At 70.8% G+C, this 20,667-nt stretch carries 18 protein-coding genes; 5 read left to right on the top strand and 13 right to left on the bottom strand.

Annotated elements, in window-relative coordinates; translation table 11 throughout:
• Positions 1–64: 64 nt before the first annotated feature.
• Genes ACZ5L9_RS08220 through ACZ5L9_RS08210 form a run of 3 tightly spaced genes read right to left on the bottom strand, consistent with a single transcriptional unit; the run spans position 65 to position 2,447 of the window.
• On the bottom strand, positions 65–1,420 hold the full coding sequence (locus ACZ5L9_RS08220; RefSeq protein ID WP_464536022.1) for a M20/M25/M40 family metallo-hydrolase: 1,356 nt from the start codon (positions 1,418–1,420) through the stop codon (positions 65–67).
• The gene (locus ACZ5L9_RS08215; protein ID WP_464536020.1) at positions 1,417–1,806 is read right to left on the bottom strand and encodes a sterol carrier family protein; all 390 of its coding nucleotides are present in this window, start codon (positions 1,804–1,806) and stop codon (positions 1,417–1,419) included. Before ACZ5L9_RS08215 ends, ACZ5L9_RS08220 begins: the two co-directional genes overlap by 4 nt.
• Entirely contained in the window at positions 1,806–2,447 is a 642-nt protein-coding gene (locus tag ACZ5L9_RS08210; RefSeq protein ID WP_464536018.1) for a winged helix-turn-helix domain-containing protein, read from the bottom strand. The genes ACZ5L9_RS08215 and ACZ5L9_RS08210 overlap by 1 nt, the downstream gene beginning before the upstream one ends.
• Positions 2,448–2,514: 67 nt before the next feature.
• Here ACZ5L9_RS08210 and ACZ5L9_RS08205 point away from each other — a divergent pair, with 67 nt between their 5' ends.
• A complete protein-coding gene (locus ACZ5L9_RS08205; protein WP_464536016.1) occupies positions 2,515–3,786 on the top strand; it encodes an MFS transporter in 1,272 nt (423 codons plus the stop codon).
• Between the two features lie 86 nt (positions 3,787–3,872).
• On the opposite strand, the gene purL is transcribed toward ACZ5L9_RS08205, so the two are convergent.
• On the bottom strand, positions 3,873–6,143 hold the full coding sequence (gene purL / locus ACZ5L9_RS08200) for a phosphoribosylformylglycinamidine synthase subunit PurL (RefSeq protein ID WP_464536014.1): 2,271 nt from the start codon (positions 6,141–6,143) through the stop codon (positions 3,873–3,875).
• 63 nt (positions 6,144–6,206) lie between these two features.
• Entirely contained in the window at positions 6,207–6,749 is a 543-nt protein-coding gene (locus ACZ5L9_RS08195) for a TetR/AcrR family transcriptional regulator (RefSeq protein ID WP_464536012.1), read from the bottom strand.
• A gap of 181 nt (positions 6,750–6,930) precedes the next feature.
• Between ACZ5L9_RS08195 and ACZ5L9_RS08190 the strand changes: the two genes are divergently transcribed.
• Complete coding sequence (locus tag ACZ5L9_RS08190) at positions 6,931–8,379, top strand: MFS transporter (RefSeq protein ID WP_464536010.1); 1,449 nt, start codon at positions 6,931–6,933, stop codon at positions 8,377–8,379.
• Between the two features lie 222 nt (positions 8,380–8,601).
• Positions 8,602–10,071: a glycoside hydrolase domain-containing protein gene (locus ACZ5L9_RS08185; protein WP_464536008.1), complete on the top strand. Its 1,470-nt coding sequence runs from the start codon at positions 8,602–8,604 to the stop codon at positions 10,069–10,071.
• 305 nt (positions 10,072–10,376) lie between these two features.
• Here the strand turns inward: ACZ5L9_RS08185 and purQ are convergent, their stop codons facing one another.
• Both purQ and purS read right to left on the bottom strand, forming a co-directional pair.
• A complete protein-coding gene (gene purQ, locus ACZ5L9_RS08180) occupies positions 10,377–11,045 on the bottom strand; it encodes a phosphoribosylformylglycinamidine synthase subunit PurQ (RefSeq protein WP_464536006.1) in 669 nt (222 codons plus the stop codon).
• Positions 11,042–11,284: a phosphoribosylformylglycinamidine synthase subunit PurS gene (gene purS / locus ACZ5L9_RS08175; RefSeq protein ID WP_464536004.1), complete on the bottom strand. Its 243-nt coding sequence runs from the start codon at positions 11,282–11,284 to the stop codon at positions 11,042–11,044. Before purS ends, purQ begins: the two co-directional genes overlap by 4 nt.
• Before the next feature lie 30 nt (positions 11,285–11,314).
• Here purS and ACZ5L9_RS08170 point away from each other — a divergent pair, with 30 nt between their 5' ends.
• The gene (locus ACZ5L9_RS08170) at positions 11,315–11,827 is read left to right on the top strand and encodes a YflT domain-containing protein (protein ID WP_464536002.1); all 513 of its coding nucleotides are present in this window, start codon (positions 11,315–11,317) and stop codon (positions 11,825–11,827) included.
• Positions 11,828–12,169: 342 nt separating this feature from the next.
• On the opposite strand, the gene ACZ5L9_RS08165 is transcribed toward ACZ5L9_RS08170, so the two are convergent.
• From ACZ5L9_RS08165 to ACZ5L9_RS08145, 5 genes are all read right to left on the bottom strand, one after another.
• Positions 12,170–13,735, bottom strand: a complete 1,566-nt coding sequence (locus ACZ5L9_RS08165; RefSeq protein WP_464536000.1) for a long-chain-fatty-acid--CoA ligase — start codon at positions 13,733–13,735, stop codon at positions 12,170–12,172.
• A gap of 46 nt (positions 13,736–13,781) precedes the next feature.
• A complete protein-coding gene (locus ACZ5L9_RS08160; protein ID WP_464535998.1) occupies positions 13,782–14,510 on the bottom strand; it encodes a TetR/AcrR family transcriptional regulator in 729 nt (242 codons plus the stop codon).
• A 3-nt stretch (positions 14,511–14,513) separates the two neighbouring features.
• The gene (locus ACZ5L9_RS08155; protein WP_464535996.1) at positions 14,514–16,220 is read right to left on the bottom strand and encodes an aldehyde dehydrogenase family protein; all 1,707 of its coding nucleotides are present in this window, start codon (positions 16,218–16,220) and stop codon (positions 14,514–14,516) included.
• Between the two features lie 31 nt (positions 16,221–16,251).
• Positions 16,252–17,355 carry an oxygenase MpaB family protein gene (locus ACZ5L9_RS08150; protein WP_464535994.1) on the bottom strand — a complete coding sequence of 368 codons (1,104 nt, stop codon included), beginning with the start codon at positions 17,353–17,355 and terminating at the stop codon, positions 16,252–16,254.
• Between the two features lie 103 nt (positions 17,356–17,458).
• On the bottom strand, positions 17,459–18,463 hold the full coding sequence (locus ACZ5L9_RS08145) for a phosphoribosylaminoimidazolesuccinocarboxamide synthase (protein ID WP_464535992.1): 1,005 nt from the start codon (positions 18,461–18,463) through the stop codon (positions 17,459–17,461).
• Between the two features lie 88 nt (positions 18,464–18,551).
• On the opposite strand from ACZ5L9_RS08145, the gene ACZ5L9_RS08140 reads away from it, so the two are divergent.
• Positions 18,552–19,523: a sulfotransferase family protein gene (locus tag ACZ5L9_RS08140; protein WP_464535990.1), complete on the top strand. Its 972-nt coding sequence runs from the start codon at positions 18,552–18,554 to the stop codon at positions 19,521–19,523.
• A gap of 85 nt (positions 19,524–19,608) precedes the next feature.
• Here the strand turns inward: ACZ5L9_RS08140 and ACZ5L9_RS08135 are convergent, their stop codons facing one another.
• Positions 19,609–20,505: a hypothetical protein gene (locus ACZ5L9_RS08135; RefSeq protein WP_464535988.1), complete on the bottom strand. Its 897-nt coding sequence runs from the start codon at positions 20,503–20,505 to the stop codon at positions 19,609–19,611.
• Between the last annotated feature and the right edge of the window lie 162 nt (positions 20,506–20,667).

Genomic DNA, 20,667 nt, shown 5'->3' with positions numbered 1-20,667 from the left:
CGCGGGCCGACGCCTGCTCCCAGGCGTGTGCCGGCTGGCGTGTGCCGGCTGGCTGGTCCGTCCGCTAGCCGAGGTTGCGCAGCAGCAGCGTCTCGCCCAGCACGACCCGCTCGAACTCGGCCAGGTGAAGGCCCTCGTTGGGGCCGTGCGCCCGCGTGTCGGGGTCCTCGACGCCGGTGACCAGCACGCTGGCCTGCGGGAACGCCTCCTTGAACTCCGCGATGAACGGGATCGAGCCGCCCACGCCCATGTCGATCGGCGCGGTGCCGTCCCACGCCTCGGTGAAGGCGGCGCGAGCCGCGTCGTACGCCGGGCCCGTGGCCTCGAGCACCGTCGGCTCGCCGGTGTCGACGACCGTGGTGCTGAGCTGGGCACCCCACGGAACGTGCTTCTCGAGGTGCTCCTGCAGACGCCGCACGGCGTTGTCGCCGCTGTCGCCGGGTGCGAGGCGGATCGTGACCTTCGCGCGCGCGGCCGGCGTGAGGGTGTTGGAAGCACCGTCGACCCGCGGGGCGTCGATGCCGGTGACCGTCACGGCGGGCTTGGTCCAGAGGCGCTCGACGGCCGAGCCGTTGCCGACCCAGTGGGTGCTCGCGGCCGCGCCGGACTCCGCGCGCAGACGCTCCTCGGGGTAGTCCACGTCGGCGGCGGGGCCGCTGGCCAGGCCCTCGACGGCACAGGAGCCGTCCTCGGTCCAGAGACTGTCGAGCAGGCGGGTCAGGGCCATCAGCGCGTCGGGCACGAGGCCGCCCCACATGCCGGAGTGGACCGCGTGCGTCAGGGTGCGGACCTCGACGTCGACGCGGATCAGGCCCCGCAGGCTCGTGGTCAGGGCCGGCACGCCGATGTCCCAGTTGCCGGAGTCGCCGATGATGATCACGTCCGCGCGCAACTGCTCCTGGTGCTTCGCGAGGAGCTCGGGAAGCGTTGCGGAGGCGACCTCCTCCTCGCCCTCGATGAAGAGGCGCAGGGTCACCGGGACGGAGCCGGTGGCGGCCTTGAGCGCGCGAACGGCCCCGAGGTGCATCGCGATGCCGGCCTTGTCGTCGGCCGCGCCGCGGCCGTAGAGACGGAGACCGCCGTGCGCATCCTCGCGAGCGGTGGGCTCGAACGGAGCGGAGTCCCAGTCGGCCGGGTCGTTCTCGGGCTGGACGTCGTGGTGGGCGTAGAGCAGGACGGTGGGGGCGCCCTCAGGGCCCTTCAGCTCGCCCACGACGGCGGGCGGGGCGCCGTCGTACGCCCGCACGATCTCGGCGGCGAAACCCTCCGCGGCGAAGAGGTCGCGGGTGCGCTCGGCGCTGCGCTCGACCTCCGCGTGCCGCGCGGGGTCGGCGCTCACCGACTGGATACGGACCAGGTCCTTCAGGTCCTCCAGCAGGGCGGGCATGAGGTCGTGGACGGTCGCCTTGAGGTCACTCATGGAGCCACTGTAGGCAGTCCGTCGCCGGTCGACAGCGGCAGGTAGGGCGCGAGATCCGTGCGCTCGCCGCTGGCGCGCACCGAGGTGCCGTCGAGGGCGTCGGTCCAGCTGAGCTCGCCGGTGGCGAGCGCGATCCAGGTCGCCGCGTCGGTCTCGATGACGGCGGGCGGTGTACCGCGGGTGTGGCGCACACCTTCGATGCACTGGATCGCCGCGTACGGCGGCACCCGGATCTCCACGCTCCTGCCGGGCGCCTTGGCCTCCATCAGGGCCAGGTAGTGCTTGGTCAGCAGCTTGAGGTCGGCCTTCTCGGCGGTGCCGGCAAAGACGCGCGTACGGGCGGCGGCGACCTCATCGCGGGAGGCGGGCCTCAGGCGGGCGGGCATCAGTCCCCCGATCCGGGCTCGTCGGACGCGGCAGTCGGAGTGGCGAAGCCGGCGACCCGGAAGTCGTCGCGGACAGGATCCACGACGTCGGAGGAGACCTCGGGGTAGGGCTGGAGCAGCTGGTAGACCGAGTAGGTCTGTCGCCCGTCGTCGTGGCCCGCGGTGCGCGTGCGCCAGCGTCGGTGCAGCTCGCTGACCTCGTGGGCGAACTCCGCCAGCTCCTCCTGGGAGAAGCGCAGCGAGGCGTTGAAGAGCCACTTCTCGGCCCCGGGCTCGTCGGGTTCGGTCGAGCGGTCGACGAGGAGGTGGCCCCAGGCGCGTGCGCTGCGCTGGTAGACCTCCATGGCCGCGTCCCCACCCTCCCGGGCGAGCATGTCCTCGCTGCGGAACGAGATGCCGTCCTCCGCGGCCATCCGCCAGACCCGGTCGCGCTTGTCGCGGGCCTCCTCGGGGGCCTCCTCCACGAGGCCGTACTTGGCCAGCTGGCGTAGGTGGAAGCTGGCCTGGTTGGCCGGTATGTCGAGGGCACGGGCGACGTCGGCGGCGCGCAGCGGGCCGCCGGCGTACAGCTCCGAGAGGATCCGGCGGCGCGCCGGGTGGGCGATCGCGCGCAGGATCCGCGGGTCGTCGTACTGGGCCATGCTCCCACCCTACCCAATTCCGCACCACCTATTGCGCACTATTACTTGCGCAACCTATGGTGCGGATATGACCGGCTTCCGCGACCTCGCCCGCAACCGCGACTTCACCGCCTTGTGGCTGGGGCAGACGATCTCCGATCTGGGGTCGCGGGTGAGCGCCTTCGCCTACCCTCTGGTCGGCTTCGCCCTGACCGGTTCGGCGATGTGGGCCGCCTCGGTCGAGGCGACCTACCTCCTCGGCATGGTCGGCATGCTCATCCCCGCGGGCCTGCTGGCGGACCGGTGCCACCGGCTGCGCATCATGCGGGTCTCCTCGGCGCTCGGCGTGCTGCTCTACGGGTCGCTCGTGGCCGCCGGGATCGCCGGCGCGCTCACCATCGCTCACCTGCTCGCGGTGGCGCTGTTGACCGGTGTCGCCGCGGGGCTGTTCTCCCCCGCGGAGATGTCGGCGATCCGTACGGTCGTCGCGCCCGAGCAGATGCCGACAGCGATGGCGCAACAGCAGGCGCGCCAGCACGTCTCCGGCCTGGTCGGCGCACCGCTGGGCGGGCTGCTCTTCGGCGTGGCCCGGTGGTTGCCGTTCGTCTTCGACGCGGCGTCCTACGCCGTCGCCTGGGTCATGCTCGGCCGCATCCGCGCCGACCTGTCCGCGCGTCGAGCCCACCCCGACCGGGTGAGCGCCCGCCCGCTGCGCGACCTGCACGAGGGCCTGCACTTCACCTGGTCACAGCCCTTCCTCCGGGTGCTGCTGACCTGGTCGCCGCTGGTGAACCTCACCACCAACGCCCTGTTCCTGGTCGCCATCCTGCGACTGATCCAGCGCGGCACCGCCCCGACGGCGATCGCCCTGGTGGAGGTGGTCGGCGGCCTCTGCGGCATCGCCGGAGCGGCGCTGGCTCCGTGGCTCATCGAGCGGCTGCCCACCGGGCGCCTGACCATCACGCTGGCGTGGACCATGCTGCCGCTGATGGTGCCGATGGCGCTGTGGGGAACGCCGCTGGTCATCGCCGCCGCCCTGGGCGCCATCCTGCTGGTCAACCCGGCCGGCAACGCCGGCGCCAGCTCCTACCGGATGGCGATCACCCCGGCACCGCTGATCGGCCGGGTGCAGTCGGCGATGCAGTTCAGCTCGATGCTGCCGATGCCGCTCGCGCCTGTGCTGGCCGGGGCGCTGCTCGGCACCCTCGGCGCGCGCGACGCGATCCTCCTGCTCGCCGCGCTGACGGCGCTGCTCGCGCTGATCCCGACGCTCTCGCGCTCGGTGCGCTCCATCCCGCGGCCTGCGGACTGGGACACCGCGGAGGCCGCCCGGGCTGTCACGCTGCGCTCTGCCGCCTGAAGAGAGGGCGAAGGCTCACCCCGAAACGCAGAGTGTCACCGTGACAGTTTCGAACTGTCACGGTGACACTCTGGGGCGGTGCGTGCTCAGGCCATCGCGGCCGGGATCGGGGACTTCCAGGCCACGCCGAGCTCGGCGAGCGGGATCGAGAGGTCGCCGACCGAGGTGGAGAGGGCGTACGCGTCGCCGCCGGTGGTGCCGAGGTCGGTGAGCGCGATGCCGTACTCGTCCGCCGCCACGACCAGCGCGGCGACGTTCTCGTCCGAGACGGTGACGATCGCCCGCGCGACGGACTCGGAGAACAGCCCCACGAACGCGTCGCCGGGAACGGTCACGTCGACCCCGATGCCGGAGACCATCGCAGGCTCGGCCAGGGCGTGCATCAGGCCGCCGTCGGAGAGGTCGTGCGCCGAGGAGACGACGCCGACCAGGTCCTTGAGCACCTTGGCCAGGTTCGCCTCGGCGGCCAGGTCGACCTTCGGCGGCAGGCCGCCGAGGTGGCCGTGGACGACGTGGGCCCACTCCGAGCCGGAGAGCTCCTCGCGGGTCTCGCCGAGCAGGAAGATCCGCTCGCCGGCGGCCTGGAACCGCGACGGCGTGCGTCGGGTGACGTCCTCGATGAGGCCGAGCACCGCGACGACCGGGGTCGGGTTGATCGCGACGTCGCCGGTCTGGTTGTAGAGGGACACGTTGCCGCCGGTGACCGGGATGCCGAGCTCGAGACAGGCGTCCTTGAGGCCGCGGGTCGCCTCGGCGAACTGCCACATCACGTCCGGGTCCTCGGGAGAGCCGAAGTTGAGGCAGTCGGAGATCGCCAGCGGGGTCGCGCCGCCGATCGCGACGTTGCGGTACGACTCGGCCAGCGCGAGCTGGGCGCCCGCGTACGGGTCGAGCTTGGCGAAGCGGCCGTTGGCGTCGGTGGACAGCGCGACGCCGACGTTGCTGTCCTCCGAGACGCGGATCATGCCCGAGTCGGACGGCTGGGACAGGACCGTGTTGCCGCGGACGTAGCGGTCGTACTGGTCGGTGATCCAGGACTTGTCGCAGAGGTTGTCCGAGGAGACCAGCTGGAAGATCTGGGCCTGGATGTCGGCGGCGGTGACCGGACGGGCCAGCTTCTCGGCGCCGTCGGCCTGGAGGGCGTCCTGCCACGACGGGCGGGCGTACGGGCGCTCGTAGACCGGGCCGTCGTGGGCGACCGTGCGCGGGTCTACGTCGACGATGGTCTCGCCGTTCCACTCGATGACCAGGCGGCCGTTGCCGGTGACGGTGCCGATGGTGGCGGCCTCGACGTCCCACTTCTTGCAGATGGTGTAGAACGTGGCCTCGTCCTCGGGGGCGATGACGGCCATCATCCGCTCCTGCGACTCGCTCATGAGGATCTCCTCGGGAGCGAGCGTGGAGTCGCGCAGCGGGACCTTGGTCAGCTCGACGTACATGCCGCCGTCGCCGGCCGCGGCCAGCTCGCTGGTGGCGCAGGAGATGCCGGCCGCGCCGAAGTCCTGGATGCCGCGGACGATGCCGGAGGCGAAGAGCTCGAGGGTGCACTCGATCAGGAGCTTCTCCATGAACGGGTCGCCGACCTGCACCGAGGGGCGCTTGGCCGGGCCGTCCTCGTCGAACTCGACCGAGGCGAGGATGGAGGCGCCGCCGATGCCATCGCCACCCGTACGGGCGCCGTACATGATGACGAGGTTGCCCGCGCCGGAGGCCTTGGCGAGGTGGAGGTCCTCGTGCTTGAGGACGCCGACCGCCAGCGCGTTGACGAGGGGGTTGCCGAGGTAGGAGGCGTCGAAGACGGCCTCGCCGCCGATATTCGGCAGGCCGAGGCAGTTGCCGTAGTGGCCGATGCCGGAGACGATGCCCGGCAGCACCCGCTTGGTGTCGTGCTCGGCGAGCGGCCCGAAGCGCAGCGGGTCCATCACGGCAACCGGGCGGGCTCCCATCGCGAGGATGTCGCGGACGATGCCGCCCACGCCGGTCGCGGCGCCCTGGTGGGGCTCGACGTACGACGGGTGGTTGTGCGACTCGACCTTGAACGTGACCGCGTAACCGTCGCCGATGTCGATGACGCCGGCGTTCTCGCCGATGCCGGCGAGCATCTTGCCGGCCGGGGTCTCCTGCGGGATCTCACCGAACTGGCGCAGGTGCACCTTGGAGGACTTGTAGGAGCAGTGCTCGCTCCACATCACGGAGTACATCGCGAGCTCGGCGCCGGTCGGGCGACGCCCGAGGATGCGCTTGATCTCCTGGTACTCGTCCTCCTTCAGACCCAGCTCGGCCCACGGCTGGGCGCGGTCCGGATCGGTGGAGGCGTTGGTGACGGTGTCGAGGACGGGCTGCACGGGGGCGGTCACGCGCCCAAATCTATCTGCCCGGAGGCCCGGGGACCGACTCGGCGAAGCCGGGCCGGGATCGGCTCAGGCCAGCAGGCCGTCGGCGACGACCTCGAGCAGCGGGCGGACGGCATCCGGGTCGAGCTCGCCCATGTCCGCGACGGCGGCGACGCCTCCGACCAGGCGAGCCATCTGGATCGGCTCGACGCCGGGCTTGAGTGAGTCGCCAAGCCGATCGATGACCCGGGCGTTGGCGCCGGTGAGGACCTGGCACTTGGTCAGGATCGGTGACTCCGGGTCGCCCAGAGCGGAGGTGATCTTCGCCGGGGAGCCCTTGTAGGAGCTGACCAGACCGACGTACGTCTTGAACCAGTCGAGCAGGACCTCGCGGTCGGTGCCCTCGTGGGCCAGCGCCTTCTCGGCGGCCACCATCACGTTGTCCGCCCAGGCCTGCATCACGGCGTCGTGCAGCGCGTCGCGAGTGGGGAAGTGGCGGTAGAGGGTGCCGGCGCCCACGCCGGCACGCTTGGCGATCTCGTCGAGGGGAGCGTCGTACCCCTTCTCGCGGAAGACCTGGCGCGCCACCTCAACGAGCTTGTCGCGGTTGCGCTGCGCATCTGCGCGCATGGCCCTCATCGCCTCTCTCCAGCGTCGAATCTTTGCCGTCCATCGGGGAATGGACCGAGGTGCTCGCACGCTACACCTTGCAAAGCGGAGACATTCTCCGTATTGTCGAAGCTGTAACCGGAGTAACCCTCCGCATTGAGTCTAACTCGGTCTCCCTAGACCAGAACAGGACCAACCACCCATGTCTTCCCAGACGCTTCAGCGCGCCCAGAACCCGGCGCCGGGCACCGCACCCGAGCCGGTGACCCCGGCTCCGCGCAGCCGTGCCATCGCGCTCTTCCTCATCCTGCTCGCCCAGCTCATGCTCACCCTCGACGCCACCGTGGTGAACGTCGCCCTGCCCGACATCGCCGTCGAGCTGAACTTCACCGCCGCCGGCCTCTCCTGGGTGCTCAGCGGCTACACCCTCGCCTTCGGCGGTCTGCTGCTCCTCGGCGGCCGGCTCGGCGACGTCTTCGGCCGCCGCCGCTTCTTCATGATCGGTCTCGGCATCTTCGTGGCCAGCTCGCTCGCGGGCGGCCTGGCGATGGGCCCCGAGATGCTGATCGCCGCCCGCGCCCTCCAGGGCATCGGCGCCGCGCTCGCCGCGCCGAGCGTGCTCGCCCTGATCACCACGACCGCCCCTGACGAGGCGGCCCGCAACCGCGGCCTGGCAGCCTTCACCGCCGTCTCCTCCGGCGGCGCCGCCATCGGTCTCATCCTCGGCGGCATCCTCACCGACCTGCTCGACTGGCGCTGGACGATGTTCATCAACGTCCCGATCGGCATCGCGGTGATCGCGCTCATCCCGCGCTTCGTCGGCGAGACCGAGCGTCGCCACGGCCGCTTCGACGTGGTCGGCGCGATCGCTGCCACCGGCACCGCCGTCTCGGTGGTGTGGACCCTGCTCAAGGCCCCCGACTACGGCTGGGGCTCGGTCCAGACCGTCACCGGCTTCGTCGCGGCTGCCGCGTTCCTGGCGCTGCTCGCCTGGGCCGAGACGCACCACAGCCACCCGCTGCTGCGTCCCGCGCTCCTCCAGGACCGTCGCCGCGTCGCCGCACTCGTCACGATGGCCGCTCTCTACGGCGGCATGCTCGCCACGTTCTTCCTGCTCGTGCAGTTCCTCGAGGACGACCTCGGCTTCAGCCCGCTGACCGCCGGCCTGGCGTTCCTGCCGATGCCGCTGTCGGTCTTCACCATGTCGCGGCTCACGCCGCGTCTGGTCCGTCGCTTCGGCCCGGCCCCGCTCGTCATCGCAGGCACGGTCGGCGTCACCGCGGCGATGACCTGGCTCTCGCAGCTCTCCGGCGGCGACGGCTACGGCTGGGCCGTGCCGGCGATGTTCGCGATCGGCCTGTCGATGGGCCTCGCCTTCATGCCGATCTCGGTGATCGTGCTCGGCGGCGTGGAGCCCGAGCACGCCGGCTCGGCCTCGGGCCTGCTGCAGACCATGCAGCAGCTCGGCGGCTCGGTCGGGCTCGCGGTGGTGGCCTCGGTCTACGCCGCCCACCAGGTCGCGGGCGACTTCCTGCACGGCGCGCACTACGGCTTCGTCGCCGCCGCCGTCCTGGCAGCGGTGGCCCTGATCGCGGCGCTGTCGCAGCTCGTCCGCCGACGCCCGGCCGCCGGTCAGCTCGTCACCGACTGATCGCCATCAAGACGAGCGCGGCGGGGCGATCCCTCGACCGGGCTCGTCTTGATGCGTACGGCAAGACCGAGCCAGCCCGCACGCCCCGTGTAGCCCTCCTTATAGGCCTCTATAAGGAGGGCTACATCTGCTCGCGGGCGATGTATCCCTCCGTATACGCCTCGAGCGTTCCACCCGCTTCCTGTTACGGATGTGACGGATGTGGCTTACAGTGCTCGGGCCATGCCTGCCTCACTGCACCCCGCCACGACCCGCCGGCTCGGCGCCGCGCTCGCCGCCGTCGCGCTCCTGCTCGGCGCCCTCGCCGCCCCGGAGGCCGCGCACGCCACGCCGACCGGAACGCCGAGCCCGTCCGCCGGCTCCAGCCCGACGAGCACGACGAGCACGACGACGACCACACCCGCACCGGTCGTCGTCAACCCGGGCAACCCGGCGACGCCGGGCAGCCTCACCGGCTACGGGTTCGACCAGTGCAACGCACCGAGCCAGAGCGCGATGGACGCCTGGATGCGCACCAGCCCGTTCCTCGCGGCGGGCATCTACATCTCCGGCAACTCCCGGGCGTGCAAGACGCAGAGCAACCTCACGCCGACCTGGGTCGCCACCCAGCTCGCAAGGGGCTGGCACCTGCTGCCGATCACGCTCGGCCCGCAGGCCAGCTGCAGCACCCGCTTCCCGCGCTACGGACCGAAGATCGATCCGGTCATCAGCGCCGCGAAGACCGGCGGGGTGTACGCCGCCGCGATCGCACAGGGCACCCTCGAGGCCGACCGGGCGCTGGCGGCCGCCGCCGGCCTGGGCATCGTCCCGGGCAGCACGCTCTTCTACGACCTGGAGGCGTACAACACCGCGAACGCGGCGTGCAAGGGCTCCGCTCTCGCCTTCCTCTCGGCGTGGACCAAGGAGATCAAGGCGCACCGCTACCTCTCCGGCGTCTACTCCAGCGCCGGCTCCGGACTCTGGGCCCTCGACCAGGCCCGGATCAGCACGCCGACCTCGTACGCCTTCCCCGACCAGATCTGGATCGCCGACTGGAACGGCAAGGCCACCACCGGCACCACCTACCTCTCGTCGTACGGCTGGGCATCGCACCAGCGCGTGCACCAGTACCAGGGCGGCCACGACGAGACCTGGGGCGGCGTCACGATCAACATCGACCGCAACTTCCTCGATGTCGGCCAGGGCAGCGTCGCGACCGCCGAGACGCACTGTCGCCAGGTGCCCGTCGACTTCACCACCTACCCCAACCTGGCTCTCCCTGCCGCCGGCAGCACGCTCGACCCGACCCTCAAGCCGTACGTGAAGGCGCTGAAGTGCCTGCTCAAGGAGCGCGGCGGCTTCAAGGGACGCACCACGCCGCGGTTCAACAAGGCCCTGGTCAACGCCGTCGCCGCCTGGAGCGGCACCCACGGCCAGAGCAGCACCAACACCACCTGGAACAAGCGGCTCTGGCTGACCCTGTTCGCGACCAACACCCACCCGACGATCAAGTACGGATCCGTCGGACCGGCCGTGCGCGACCTCCAGCGTGCGCTGCTCACCACCACCCAGCAGCCGAAGCCGGCCATCACGGGCGTCTTCGACGCCGCCACGCAGACGGCGCTGGTCGCCTACCAGCAGAAGCGCAAGATCGCATACCGCGGCGTCGACGGCACCGCCACCTGGGCCGCCCTCGCCGCCGGCCGCCGCTGAGCCCCCGCCGGAGAAACGGCCGTTGGTCGAGTAGCCCGAGCCGCTAGGCGAGGGCGTATCGAGACCACCGGGTCTCGACAAGCTCGACCTCCGGAAAGGCCGTTGGTCGAGTAGCCCGAGACCGGGTCTCGACAAGCTCGACCGGAAAGGGCGTTGGTCGAGTAGCCCGAGACCGGGTCTCGACAGGCTCGACCTCCGGAATCGGCGTTGGTCGAGTAGCCCGAGCCGCTAGGCGAGGGCGTATCGAGACCACCGGGTCTCGACAGGCTCGACCTCCGGAAACGGCCTGCTCGACTAGCGATCTATCAGGCGAAGGCCTGCTCGACCAGCGACGTGAAGAAGCCGAGACCCTCGGTGCCCGAGCCGGTGAGCGCCTCGACGCCGTGCTCGGGGTGCGGCATGAGGCCGACGACGTTGCCGCGCTCGTTGCAGATGCCGGCGATGTCGTTGACCGACCCGTTGGGGTTGACCTCGAGGTAGCGGGCCACGACACGGCCCTCGCCCTCGAGTCGCGCGATCGTCTCGGCGTCGGCGACGTACTGGCCCTCGCCGTTCTTCAGCGGGACGACGATCTCCTGGCCTTCGTCGTAGGCCGAGGTCCACGGGGTCGATGCGTTCTCGATCCGCAGCCGCTGGTCACGGCAGACGAACTTGAGGTGGTCGTTGCGCAGCAGGCCGCCCGGCAGCAGGTGCGACTCGACGAGGATCTGGAAGCCGTTGCAGATACCCAGCACCGGGAGCCCGGCGCGCGCCGCCTCGATCACCTCGGCCATGACCGGGGAGAAGCGGGAGATGGCGCCGCAGCGCAGGTAGTCGCCGTACGAGAAGCCGCCGGGGAGGATGACCGCGTCCACGCCCTTGAGGTCGTGATCGCCGTGCCACAGCGCGACGGACTCGTTGCCACCGATACGGACGGCGCGGGCGGCGTCGACGTCGTCGAGGGTGCCGGGGAAGGTGACGACCCCGACCTTCACTGCTCGACCCGCACGACGTAGTTCTCGATGACCGTGTTGGCCAGGAAGGAGTCGGCGATCTTCTCGATCTCGGCGAGGATCGCGTCGGTCACCTCGTCGACCTCGAGCTCGAAGCGCTTGCCCTGACGCACATCGCTGATGCCGCTCAGGCCCAGCCGCGGGAGGGCGCCGAGGACGGCCTTCCCCTGCGGGTCCAGGATCTCGGGCTTGGGCATGACGTCGACGACGACTCGAGGCATGGCGGGATTCTATCGGGCAGACTGGCAGCCATGAGCAATCCTGCCGTTCCGTCAGCGCTGGCCGCCGCGCAGTTCCGGCTCCAGTTCCCGCAGTCGCTCGCGACGTACGACGACTACGCGACCGCCCAGAAGACCGTCGACTTCCTCTCGGACGAGGGCTTCCCCGTTCAGAACTGCATGATCGTCGGCACCGACCTCAAGCAGATGGAGCGGATCACCGGGCGGCTCACCACCGGACGGGTCGCCCTCAACGGCGCGCTCTCCGGCCTCTGGCTCGGTCTCTTCGTCGGCCTGATCTTCTCGTTCTTCGGCAACGACGACAACGTCCTGGCGCAGATCATCTCGACCATGCTGCTCGGCCTGGTCTTCGGCGTGATCTGGTCGCTGCTCGGCTTCGCTATGCAGCGCGGCCAGCGGGACTTCTCCTCGGTCACCCAGGTCGTCGCCACCAAGTACGAGGTCCTGGTCGAGCACAAGGTCGCCGCCCAGGCCCGCGAGCTCCTCGCCAAGCTCCCCGGCGCCCTGCCCAACCCCTTCGCCTGACCGTGATCGCGTGTCGAAAACCAGTTGGCTGCAGAAGTCGACTGCGGTCGCCGAGCCTGTCGAGGCGCCTCGACAGGCTCGGCGTCCGTGGCTCGGCGTCCGTGGCTCGCCGTCCGTGGCTCGCCGTCCGTGGCTCGCCGTCCGTGGCTCGCCGTCCGTGGCTCGCCGTCCGTGGCTCGCCGTCCGTGGCTCGCCGTCCGTGGCTCGGCGTCCGTGGCTCGGCGTCCGTGGCTCGGCGTCCGTGGCTCGGCGTCCGTGGCTCGGCGTCCGTGGCTCGGCGTCCGTGACCAGCGAGCTTCGCTGGTCGAGTAGCCGCCGAGGAACGAGGCGGCGTATCGAGACCTAGCTGAGCTCCCGCTTGAGGATCTTGCCGGTGGCCGTCATCGGCAGCGACGGCACGATCGCCACCACCCGCGGATACTTGTAGTTCGCCATGGTGGTCTTGGACCAGGTGATGATGTCGTCCTCGGTGGCGGTGGCGCCCGGCTTGAGGATGACGTACGCCTTGATCTCCTCGCCGTGGACCTCGTGCGGGACGCCGATGACCGCGGCCAGCGAGACCGCCGGGTGGGTCAGCAGCACCTCCTCGATCTCCCGCGGGTAGACGTTGTAGCCGCCCCGGATGATGAGGTCCTTGGTGCGGTCGACGATGTAGTACCAGCCGTCGGCGTCGCGGCGGGCGAGGTCGCCGGTGCGGAACCAGCCCTCCGGGCTGATCGCCGCGGCGGTGGCCTCAGGGCGCTTGTAGTAGCCCTTCATCACGTTGTGACCGCGGATTGCGATCTCGCCGACCGCGTGCTCGTCCCACGTGATCGGCTCCCAGCTGTCGGGGTTGATCAGCTCGAGCTCGACGCCCTGGACCGGCACGCCGATCGAGCCCGGCCGGGCCGGCTCGCCCCAGACCGAGAACGCGGCGACCGGCGAGGTCTCCGAGAGGCCGTAGCCCTCGAGGATGGTGACGCCGAAGCGGGCCTCGAACTCCTTGTGGATCTCGACCGGGAGGGCCGAGCCGCCGGAGACGGCGGCGCGCAGGTTGGCCTTGAGGGTGGCCACGTCGATGGTGTCGTCGAGCGCCCCGAGCAGGCCCCAGTACATCGTCGGGACGCCCCCGAAGAAGGTGACCTTCTCCTTGAGCATGAGCTGGAGCGCGGCGGCGGCGTCGAAGCGCGGCAGCATCACCATGGTGCCGCCATAGGCCAGGATGCCGTTCTGCATCACCGTCAGGCCGAAGACGTGGAAGAGCGGCAGCACCACCAGGGCGGTGTCGGGACGGTCGCCGCTGGCGGCGAAGGAGGACTCCCCGAGCAGGGCGTTGTCGCGCAGGTTGCGGTGGCGCAGCTCGGCGCCCTTGGGCTGGCCGGTGGTTCCGGAGGTGTAGAGCACGACAGCGGTGTCGTCCTCGTCCGTCGGGGAGGTGTCGAACGTCTGCGGCTGTGCGCCGATCGCACCGAACAGGGTCTCGGCGCCCTCGATCGGCGAGGAGGCGAACGGATCGGCGGTGATGACGAAGAAGCTCTCGCAGCCGTCCGCCTCCTGGAAGCCGGCCCAGCCCTCGGCGCCCGTCGGGAGGTCGCCGGTGCCCTCGAAGCAGAAGTACGCCTTCGCGTCCGAGTCGCCGAGGTGGTAGGCGACCTCACGTCCCTTGAGCAGGACGTTGAGCGGGACGACGGCGGCGCCGGCCTTGAGGATGCCGAAGAACACGATCGTGAAGTAGGGGGTGTTGGGGCAGGTCAGCGCGACCTTGTCGCCCGGCTTGATGCCGCGCGCGACCAGGGTGTTGGCAACCTGGTTCGCCAGGGCGTCGACGGTGCCGTAGTTCAGCCGGGTATCGCCGATGACGATCGCGTCGCGATCGGGGTGGGCGGCGGCGCCGCTCTCCAGCAGGGAAGACAGGTTGTACGACGCCACGGTCGCCTCCATCACTTGGTCGAACAGTTGCGGTTCAGACAGCAACCTACTGGCCGGTCACATCGGCCAGTAGGTCGCCCATCAAATCGGCGGCCGCCTCCGCGAGCGGCACCTCCGGGTCGAGCGGCAGCCCGAGCCGCCCCGCCTGCAGCACGATCTGCGCGGCGATCGAGCCGGCCAGCAGCCCCTGCAGGCGACCGGCGTCCACCTCGCGGTACTCGCCCTCGCGCCAGTCGGTCACCGCGACCCGGACCTGGCCGATGACGCCGACCGAGAGCAGCCGGATCTCCTCGGACTGCACCGGCGTGATCGCCACGCCGGCCAGGGCGGTGACCTGCTCGACGAGACCGGAGAGGAAGACCGCGTACGACGAGATCGCGGTGGCCAGCTCGCTCGGCTCCCCGTCGCCGACCTCGCGCTCGACCAAGGCGTGCAGCGCCGGGTGCCCGTCGACCCAGGCGATGGTGGTGCCGACCATCCGCGCCGCCACCTCGTGCAGGCTCGCGGTCAGATCGAGCGGCTCGCCGATCAGGGCGAAGGCCGTCGCCAGCACGTCCGCCTGGACAGCGCGGAGCAGGCCGACCTGGCCGCCGAAGTGACGCTGCACGACCGTACGGACCAGGCCAGCACGGGTGGCGACGTCCTGGAGATGCAGCTCGGCGCCCGGGGGCGCGTCCTCGACGACGGCGATCGCCGCGTCAAGGATCAGCCGACGGCGCTGCTCCCGGTGGTCGTCCCACCGGGCATGTCGTCCGTCGCGCTCCACCTCCGGCATGGCTCAGCCGAGCATCGCGGGCGGCACGACCTTGAGCGTGCCGAGCCAGGTGCGCTTGCCCGCGAGGCCGGCCAGCGCCTTGCCGACGCTGTGCGAGGTCTTCGCGGTGACGAACCAGGGCGGGCGCGGGGCCAGCGTCATCTCGCCGCTCAGCACCGATGCCGGGAAGGCGTGGAAGGGGCCGCGGATCACGGTCCTCTCGGCGTGCGCGATCAGGTGGGTGTTGTGCACGATCCCGATGCCCGAGCCGACCGCGTCGAGCGTGTTGCCGGGGTAGGCGCCCCAGGTCGCACCGCCGAGCAGGAAGCCGACGCCGCTCCACACGTTGATGCCGACCGTGCCGTACTCGAGCGCGGCGATGAGCTCCTCGAAGCGCGGGCCCATCGCCTTGATGTCCTTGGGGTGGGCGATGACCGAGCCGCCGAGCGTGCCGTCGAGGCGGGTGTTGGCGAAGTCGACGGCGGCGGCCAGGAAGGCCTCTCCGCTGCCCGGGAGCTCGGTGATGCCGAGGACGCCGGCGAAGTACTCGGCGTCGTACAGGTCGCTCGGCACGTCGTCGCTCATCGGGACGAGCACCGCGCTGCCGACCTGCTCGGCGGCGGGGTAGGTCGCCTTGGCACGGTCGATGCTGGCCTGGCCATGCGGATACCACGGGGCGCGCGGCGTGATCTCCTCCAGGACGGTGCGGATCTCGGCGAGGAACGCGTCCTTCTGCGACCAGTCCCCCGACAGGATCAGCGCCTGGCCGCCGATGCAGTTGTGGCCGCCGTTGTGCATCCGCTGGGTGACGACGTGCTCGGCCTGGAACCGCAGGTCGCCCTTCGACCAGGCGCCGGGGACGACGATGATCGGCGAGACGCCGCCGAGCTCGGAGGTCATCTCCTTGGTGAGCTTGGGGGTGGCGGCCGCGCGGTTCGCCGCGGCCTCCTCGCCCACGCCCCACACGATCGCGTCGTGCGTACGGCCGGAGCCGGTGATGTGGACGTGGCCGATGCCGGGGTGGTCGGCGAGGTAGCCGCCGACCTCCGGGCCGCCGTTGACGATCCGCAGCAGGTCCGCCTCGATGAGCGGCGCCAGGGCGCGCTCATAGACCGGCAGGAGGTGCTGGAACGTCGGATTGAGCTTGAGGATGCTGACCCGGTTGTGGGCGACAAGCTCGTAGGCGATGTCGAGCGGGCCGATCGCCGAGATGTTGCCGGCACCGAGCACCAGGCCGACATCGCCGACGACGCCCACCTCGGTGGCACCCAGCCCGGCGTCGGCGAGCGCTTGCTCGCGGGTGATGCCCGGAGCCAGCCAGACCTCCCCCGAGAAGCCGTTGAAGAGCAGGAGGTCCTTGCGGTCGCCCGGAAGGATGTTGACCGTGATGCGACCGCCCGGCGCGGTGCCGAGCCGGCGGCCCGCCAGCGCCGACTCGCCATGGGCGAGCAGGTGGAGGGTGTCGGCGTACTCGGCCAGCATCGGTGCGGTGGCGGCCGGGCCGCTCATCCACTCCTCGCCCTCGAGGTGGCCCGACGGGACCTGCTTGGCGGCGATCGCGGCGCCCGCCCAGACGCCGGACTCGGCAGCGACGGTCGCCTGCGTGCGGCGCAGCAGGTCGGCGCGCTCGTGCAGGTCGAAACCCGCCCACGTCTTCGCGCCCGCGGCCAGCTCGTCGACCATCGTGTCGAGCTCGGCGTTCGTCGGCGTGCTCATGTCCAGCGTCGTCATCGGTGCTTCCCTCTGCTGTCGGTCAGTGGTGTCAGTTGGCGAGGACGCCGCCGTGCTCGCCCGCGGTGTCGAAGGCGAGGATCTCGTCGCGGTGGTTCTGCTCGTAAGCCTTGATCCTGCCCGCGGCGCGGGCGCTCTGCTGCTCGATCCAGAGCTCGCGCGGCGTGTCGGGGAAGCCGAACGCCGTACGGGCCTCGGCGACCTCCCACACCTTGTCGCTGAGCGGCGGGATCCTCTTGAAGTATGGCGCGAGCACCGGGTAGGTGCGCGGCGTCGTGTGCCGGAGGATCGGCAGGACCAGGGCCGGCGACGTCGCGAGTGCCATCAGGACCGGCCGGAGCACCGCGATCGCCGCCAGGTCGGTAGCCCGGCGCTGGGGCACGCCCCCGAGCTCTCGCATCCAGCGCGGGAACGTCGCGATCACCGCCCGGCGCAGGAGCTGGTTGAGCGGGAGGCGGATCGCCGCCGGGATCGAGGCCGGCATCGAGGAGCGGTGCATGTTCGTGAGGAAGTCGAACATGTCGAGCATCGTGTCCGAGGCCAGCATCCTCGGGCGGAACTCGTCGAAGTAGGCGGCGACGTCGGCACGGGTGCGGGGCAGGTCGTCGACGTCGATCGTCTGGAACTGCGCGGCGACCGTGCACTCGCGCCAGTACTCCGCCTCGTCCTCGGCGCCGAGCTTGCCGGGGCCGAAGATCTCGTAGCAGATGAGGATCGAGTGCCAGGCGGTCAGATGGATCCACTTCTGCGACTCGGGGTCGTTCGCGGCGAACGTACGACCGGTGTCCGGGTCGGTGCCGACCGAGCGCCGATGGATCCTCATCAGGATGTCGGAGGAGCTGAGCACGGACTGCGCGTCGCCGTAGAGGATCGTCGCGAAGTACTGCATCGTGCGGTCGTAGCGCAGCGGGGTGCGCTGCTTGACCTGGCCGGTCGCGCGGACCGCGGCCGCGAGATCGGGGTCGAGGTGCTCGATCGTGACCGCGCGCGGGAAGCCCAGCAGCGCCGAGCTCGGGTAGGCCCACACGCGGCGCGCGACCGAGTCCGGGGCGAAGAAGCCGTGGTCGCGCATCGGCGCGATCGCCTCGCGGTCATCGACGACGCCGGCGGCGTACGGCTGGTGGGACGCGGACATCGGGGCCTCCTGCGACGCGGCTGTTGTTACCGGTGCTCGGCGCACCGGTAACAACAGTAAGCGCTACATCGCGCCCTGCATACCCTGAGAATGTGAAGGCGGCTCAGAAGGTGGTGCCGGTGAGGCGCTCGTACGCCTCGATGTAGCGGGCGCGGGTGCGCTCGACGATCTCCTGCGGCAGGGCGGGCGGCCGCTCGCCGGAGCTCTTGTCCCAGCCGGACTCGGGCGAGAGCAGCCAGTTGCGCACGATCTGCTTGTCGTACGACGGCTGGGCCTTGCCCGGCTTCCAGGCGTCCAGCGCCCAGAAGCGGGAGGAGTCGGGCGTGAGGACCTCGTCGGCGAGCACGATCGTGCGGGTCGTCCCCCCGGTGGTCGAGCCTGTGCCTCCGGTGGTCGAGCCTGTGCCTCCGGTGGTCGAGCCTGTGCCTCCGGTGGTCGAGCCTGTCGAGACCCGCGCACCGAACTCAAACTTCGTGTCGGCCAGCATCAGCCCGACACCGCGGGCGATCTCGTCGGCGCGACCGTAGATGTCCAGCGTCAGGGCACGCAGCGCCTCCGCGTCCTCGGCGCCGACGACGCCGACGACCTGGTCATAGCTGACGTTCTCGTCGTGGTCGCCGACCGCAGCCTTCGCGGCCGGGGTGAAGATCGGCTGCGGCAGGCGGTCGCCGTCGACCAACCCGGCCGGGAGCGCGATGCCGCACACGCTGGGTCCGTCCGCGCTGCCGGCAGTGGCGTGGTAGTCGAGCAGGCCCGAGCCGGTGAGGTAGCCGCGCGCGACGCACTCGACCGGGAACATCGCCAGCCGCTCGCAGATCACCGCGCGCCCCCTGACCGCCTCGGGGACGTCCGTCGAGAGGACGTGGTTGGGCACCACCGACGCGAGCTGGTCGAACCACCACGACGACATCCGGGTGAGGATCTCGCCCTTGTCGGGGATGGTGGTGTCCAGGACGTAGTCGAACGCGCTGATCCGGTCACTGGCCACCATGAGGAGCTGGCCGGCGTACTGGCCCTCGGTGATCTCGTAGAGGTCACGGACCTTTCCGCTGTGGAGGTGCTGGGCACCCTCGATCGCCGGGGCGGGGGGAATGTTCAGCTCAGCCACGAGGCACAGCCTAGGAGATCGACACTGTTCCTCTTCGCATCGAAGTTAGTAGACTGATTCACACTACTTAACTCTGAGGGGGCCTCCCTTGAGCATCAGTACCCGCCCACCGCGCCCAGACTTCCTCGTCGTCGGCGCTCCGAAAGCCGGCACCACCGCCCTGCACGGTGCCCTCGCGCGGCACCCGGACGTCTTCATGAGCTCGCCCAAGGAGGCGAAGTACTTCCTCTGCGACGATGCTCCGCCACCGCACTGGCGCGGCCCGGGCGACCAGCACTCGCAGCAGGAGTGGATCTGGCGTCGCGCCGAGTACGACGCGCTCTTCGCCCCGGCACCGGAGCACGCCGTGCGCGGCGAGTCGACGCCGTTCTACCTGTGGAGCAGGGGCGCCCACCGACGGATCGCCGCCGCACTGCCCGACGTCCGGCTGATCGCGGTGGTGCGCGACCCGATCGACCGGGCGTACTCCAACTGGATGCACCTGTGGTCCGACGGCCTCGAGCCGGTCTCGGACTTCGCCACAGCCTTCGGGATGGAGCACGCGCGGATCGAGGGCGGATACGCACCGTTCTGGCGCTACCGCGAGCTCGGCCTCTACGGCGCGCAGCTGCAGCACCTGTACGAGTACGTGGCTCCCGAGCGGGTGCTCGTGATGCGCTACCGCGAGCTGATCGACGACCCGGCCGCGGCGGTCGACCGCGCCTGCGCGTTCCTCGAGCTCCGCACGGGCGTCGTGACCGAGATCCCGAGCGACAACGGCCGGACATACGTCGAGCCGGGCTGGCGTACGCGTGCGGTGGGCCCGGTGGTGCGCGGCGGGGCGTGGCTCGGCCAGTTCGCACCGCCGCATGTGTGGCGTCGCGCCGCACCGACGCTGATCCGTCAGCTGCGCGGCTCGGGCGAGACCCACCGCCCGCTGCTGGCGCCCGAGCAGCGGGCGGCTCTCATCGACGTCTTCGCCGAGGACATCGCGTTGCTCACGGAGGTCACCGGTCAGGACTTCTCGCAGTGGCTCTCCCCGGAGAGCAGAGGGTCGTTCCGCCAGCGCGCGACGGCGTGACCAGCACCATCGGTGGTCGAGTAGCCCGACCCCACGACCCCGGTGGTCGAGTAGCCCGAGCCGCCAGGCGAGGGCGTATCGAGACCTACCGCACCACGGTGATCAGGTCGTGCGCCCCGTCGGGGCGGGCGGCCTCGACGTAGTACCGGATCCGGCCGTCGGGGAGGATGACGGCCGAGGCGTAGCGGAACGCGCCGTCGGAGTGCGGCGAGGTGATCGTCGGGACGTCCGCGTCGGCGACCAGGCGGCTGCCGTCCCAGCGGGCGAGGCCGGTGGTCTCATACCAGTTGGAGGCCGCGTCGGCGCGGCCGTCGTAGAGGAAGAGCCCGTCGCCGATCGGGGTCGTGACCCGGGCGCCACGCTCGTCCCACTCTCCCTCCCTGCCGGCGAGGACGACACCGTGGTCGGTCCAGTCCAGGCCGTCGGCGGAGGTGAGCCTGCGGGAGGTCATCCGGTCCTCGTGTCCCGGCTCGGTGAGCGGGTGGCAGCACAGCCACATCTCCCACCCACCCGTTTCAGAGACGGTGACGACCGGGTCCTTGACCGCCATCGCGTCGTCTCCCGGAAGCACGACCCGGCGACCGCCCGAGGGCAGCTCCTCGGGCGTGGCGGCGGTGAGGCTGTCGACCCACCAGTGCTTGGAGTCCCAGGTCGCACAGGAGAGGTAGAGCCGCCAGCCACCACCCTGAGCCTGCGGGATCGGGACGAGGACGGGCCGCTCCAGCGACTCGCAGCCGAAGATGTCCCGACTGACCTCGGCGACGGTCTCGAAGCGCACTCCGTCGCTCGAGCGCGCGACGTCGACGGTCACCCCACGACCCTCGGCGAGCGGGCGGCGGTTGCGCCAGGTCAGCCAGTAGACCCCATCGACGAGCACAGCGCTCGCCGCGCCCGCCCAGTTGCCGGGGCCGGCCCCGGGCGCCTCCACCACGACCTCGGCACCGTCGTACGAGGGCAGCGTGGGCAGCGCGGTCATCGACATGCCTCCACCATAGTCGACTCCGAAACTCGACATTGAGCGTGGAGACTGCCTCCCGTGGCCCGGTCTTGGGACCTCCGGCCCAGGTTTTGGGACCTCCCTGGGCCTCGAACTCCACCCTAGAATTTACTTGCGCAAGGGATCTGCCAGCCGATCACACGCGTA

Source organism: Nocardioides sp. JCM 18998, from assembly GCF_055391535.1.
The sequence above is the reverse complement of the archived record's forward strand: the minus strand, read 5'-3'. Positions and strand labels throughout refer to the sequence as shown.

Bases quoted from the DNA above. Each gene is read 5' to 3' on its own strand.
- ACZ5L9_RS08220 (WP_464536022.1), bottom strand. From the start codon at position 1,420: ATGAGTGACCTCAAGGCGACCGTCCACGACCTCATGCCCGCCCTGCTG.
- ACZ5L9_RS08215 (WP_464536020.1), bottom strand. From the start codon at position 1,806: ATGCCCGCCCGCCTGAGGCCCGCCTCCCGCGATGAGGTCGCCGCCGCC.
- ACZ5L9_RS08210 (WP_464536018.1), bottom strand. From the start codon at position 2,447: ATGGCCCAGTACGACGACCCGCGGATCCTGCGCGCGATCGCCCACCCG.
- ACZ5L9_RS08205 (WP_464536016.1), top strand. From the start codon at position 2,515: ATGACCGGCTTCCGCGACCTCGCCCGCAACCGCGACTTCACCGCCTTG.
- ACZ5L9_RS08195 (WP_464536012.1), bottom strand. From the start codon at position 6,749: ATGCGCGCAGATGCGCAGCGCAACCGCGACAAGCTCGTTGAGGTGGCG.
- ACZ5L9_RS08190 (WP_464536010.1), top strand. From the start codon at position 6,931: ATGTCTTCCCAGACGCTTCAGCGCGCCCAGAACCCGGCGCCGGGCACC.
- ACZ5L9_RS08185 (WP_464536008.1), top strand. From the start codon at position 8,602: ATGCCTGCCTCACTGCACCCCGCCACGACCCGCCGGCTCGGCGCCGCG.
- purS (WP_464536004.1), bottom strand. From the start codon at position 11,284: ATGCCTCGAGTCGTCGTCGACGTCATGCCCAAGCCCGAGATCCTGGAC.
- ACZ5L9_RS08170 (WP_464536002.1), top strand. From the start codon at position 11,315: ATGAGCAATCCTGCCGTTCCGTCAGCGCTGGCCGCCGCGCAGTTCCGG.
- ACZ5L9_RS08160 (WP_464535998.1), bottom strand. From the start codon at position 14,510: ATGCCGGAGGTGGAGCGCGACGGACGACATGCCCGGTGGGACGACCAC.
- ACZ5L9_RS08155 (WP_464535996.1), bottom strand. From the start codon at position 16,220: ATGACGACGCTGGACATGAGCACGCCGACGAACGCCGAGCTCGACACG.
- ACZ5L9_RS08150 (WP_464535994.1), bottom strand. From the start codon at position 17,355: ATGTCCGCGTCCCACCAGCCGTACGCCGCCGGCGTCGTCGATGACCGC.
- ACZ5L9_RS08135 (WP_464535988.1), bottom strand. From the start codon at position 20,505: ATGTCGATGACCGCGCTGCCCACGCTGCCCTCGTACGACGGTGCCGAG.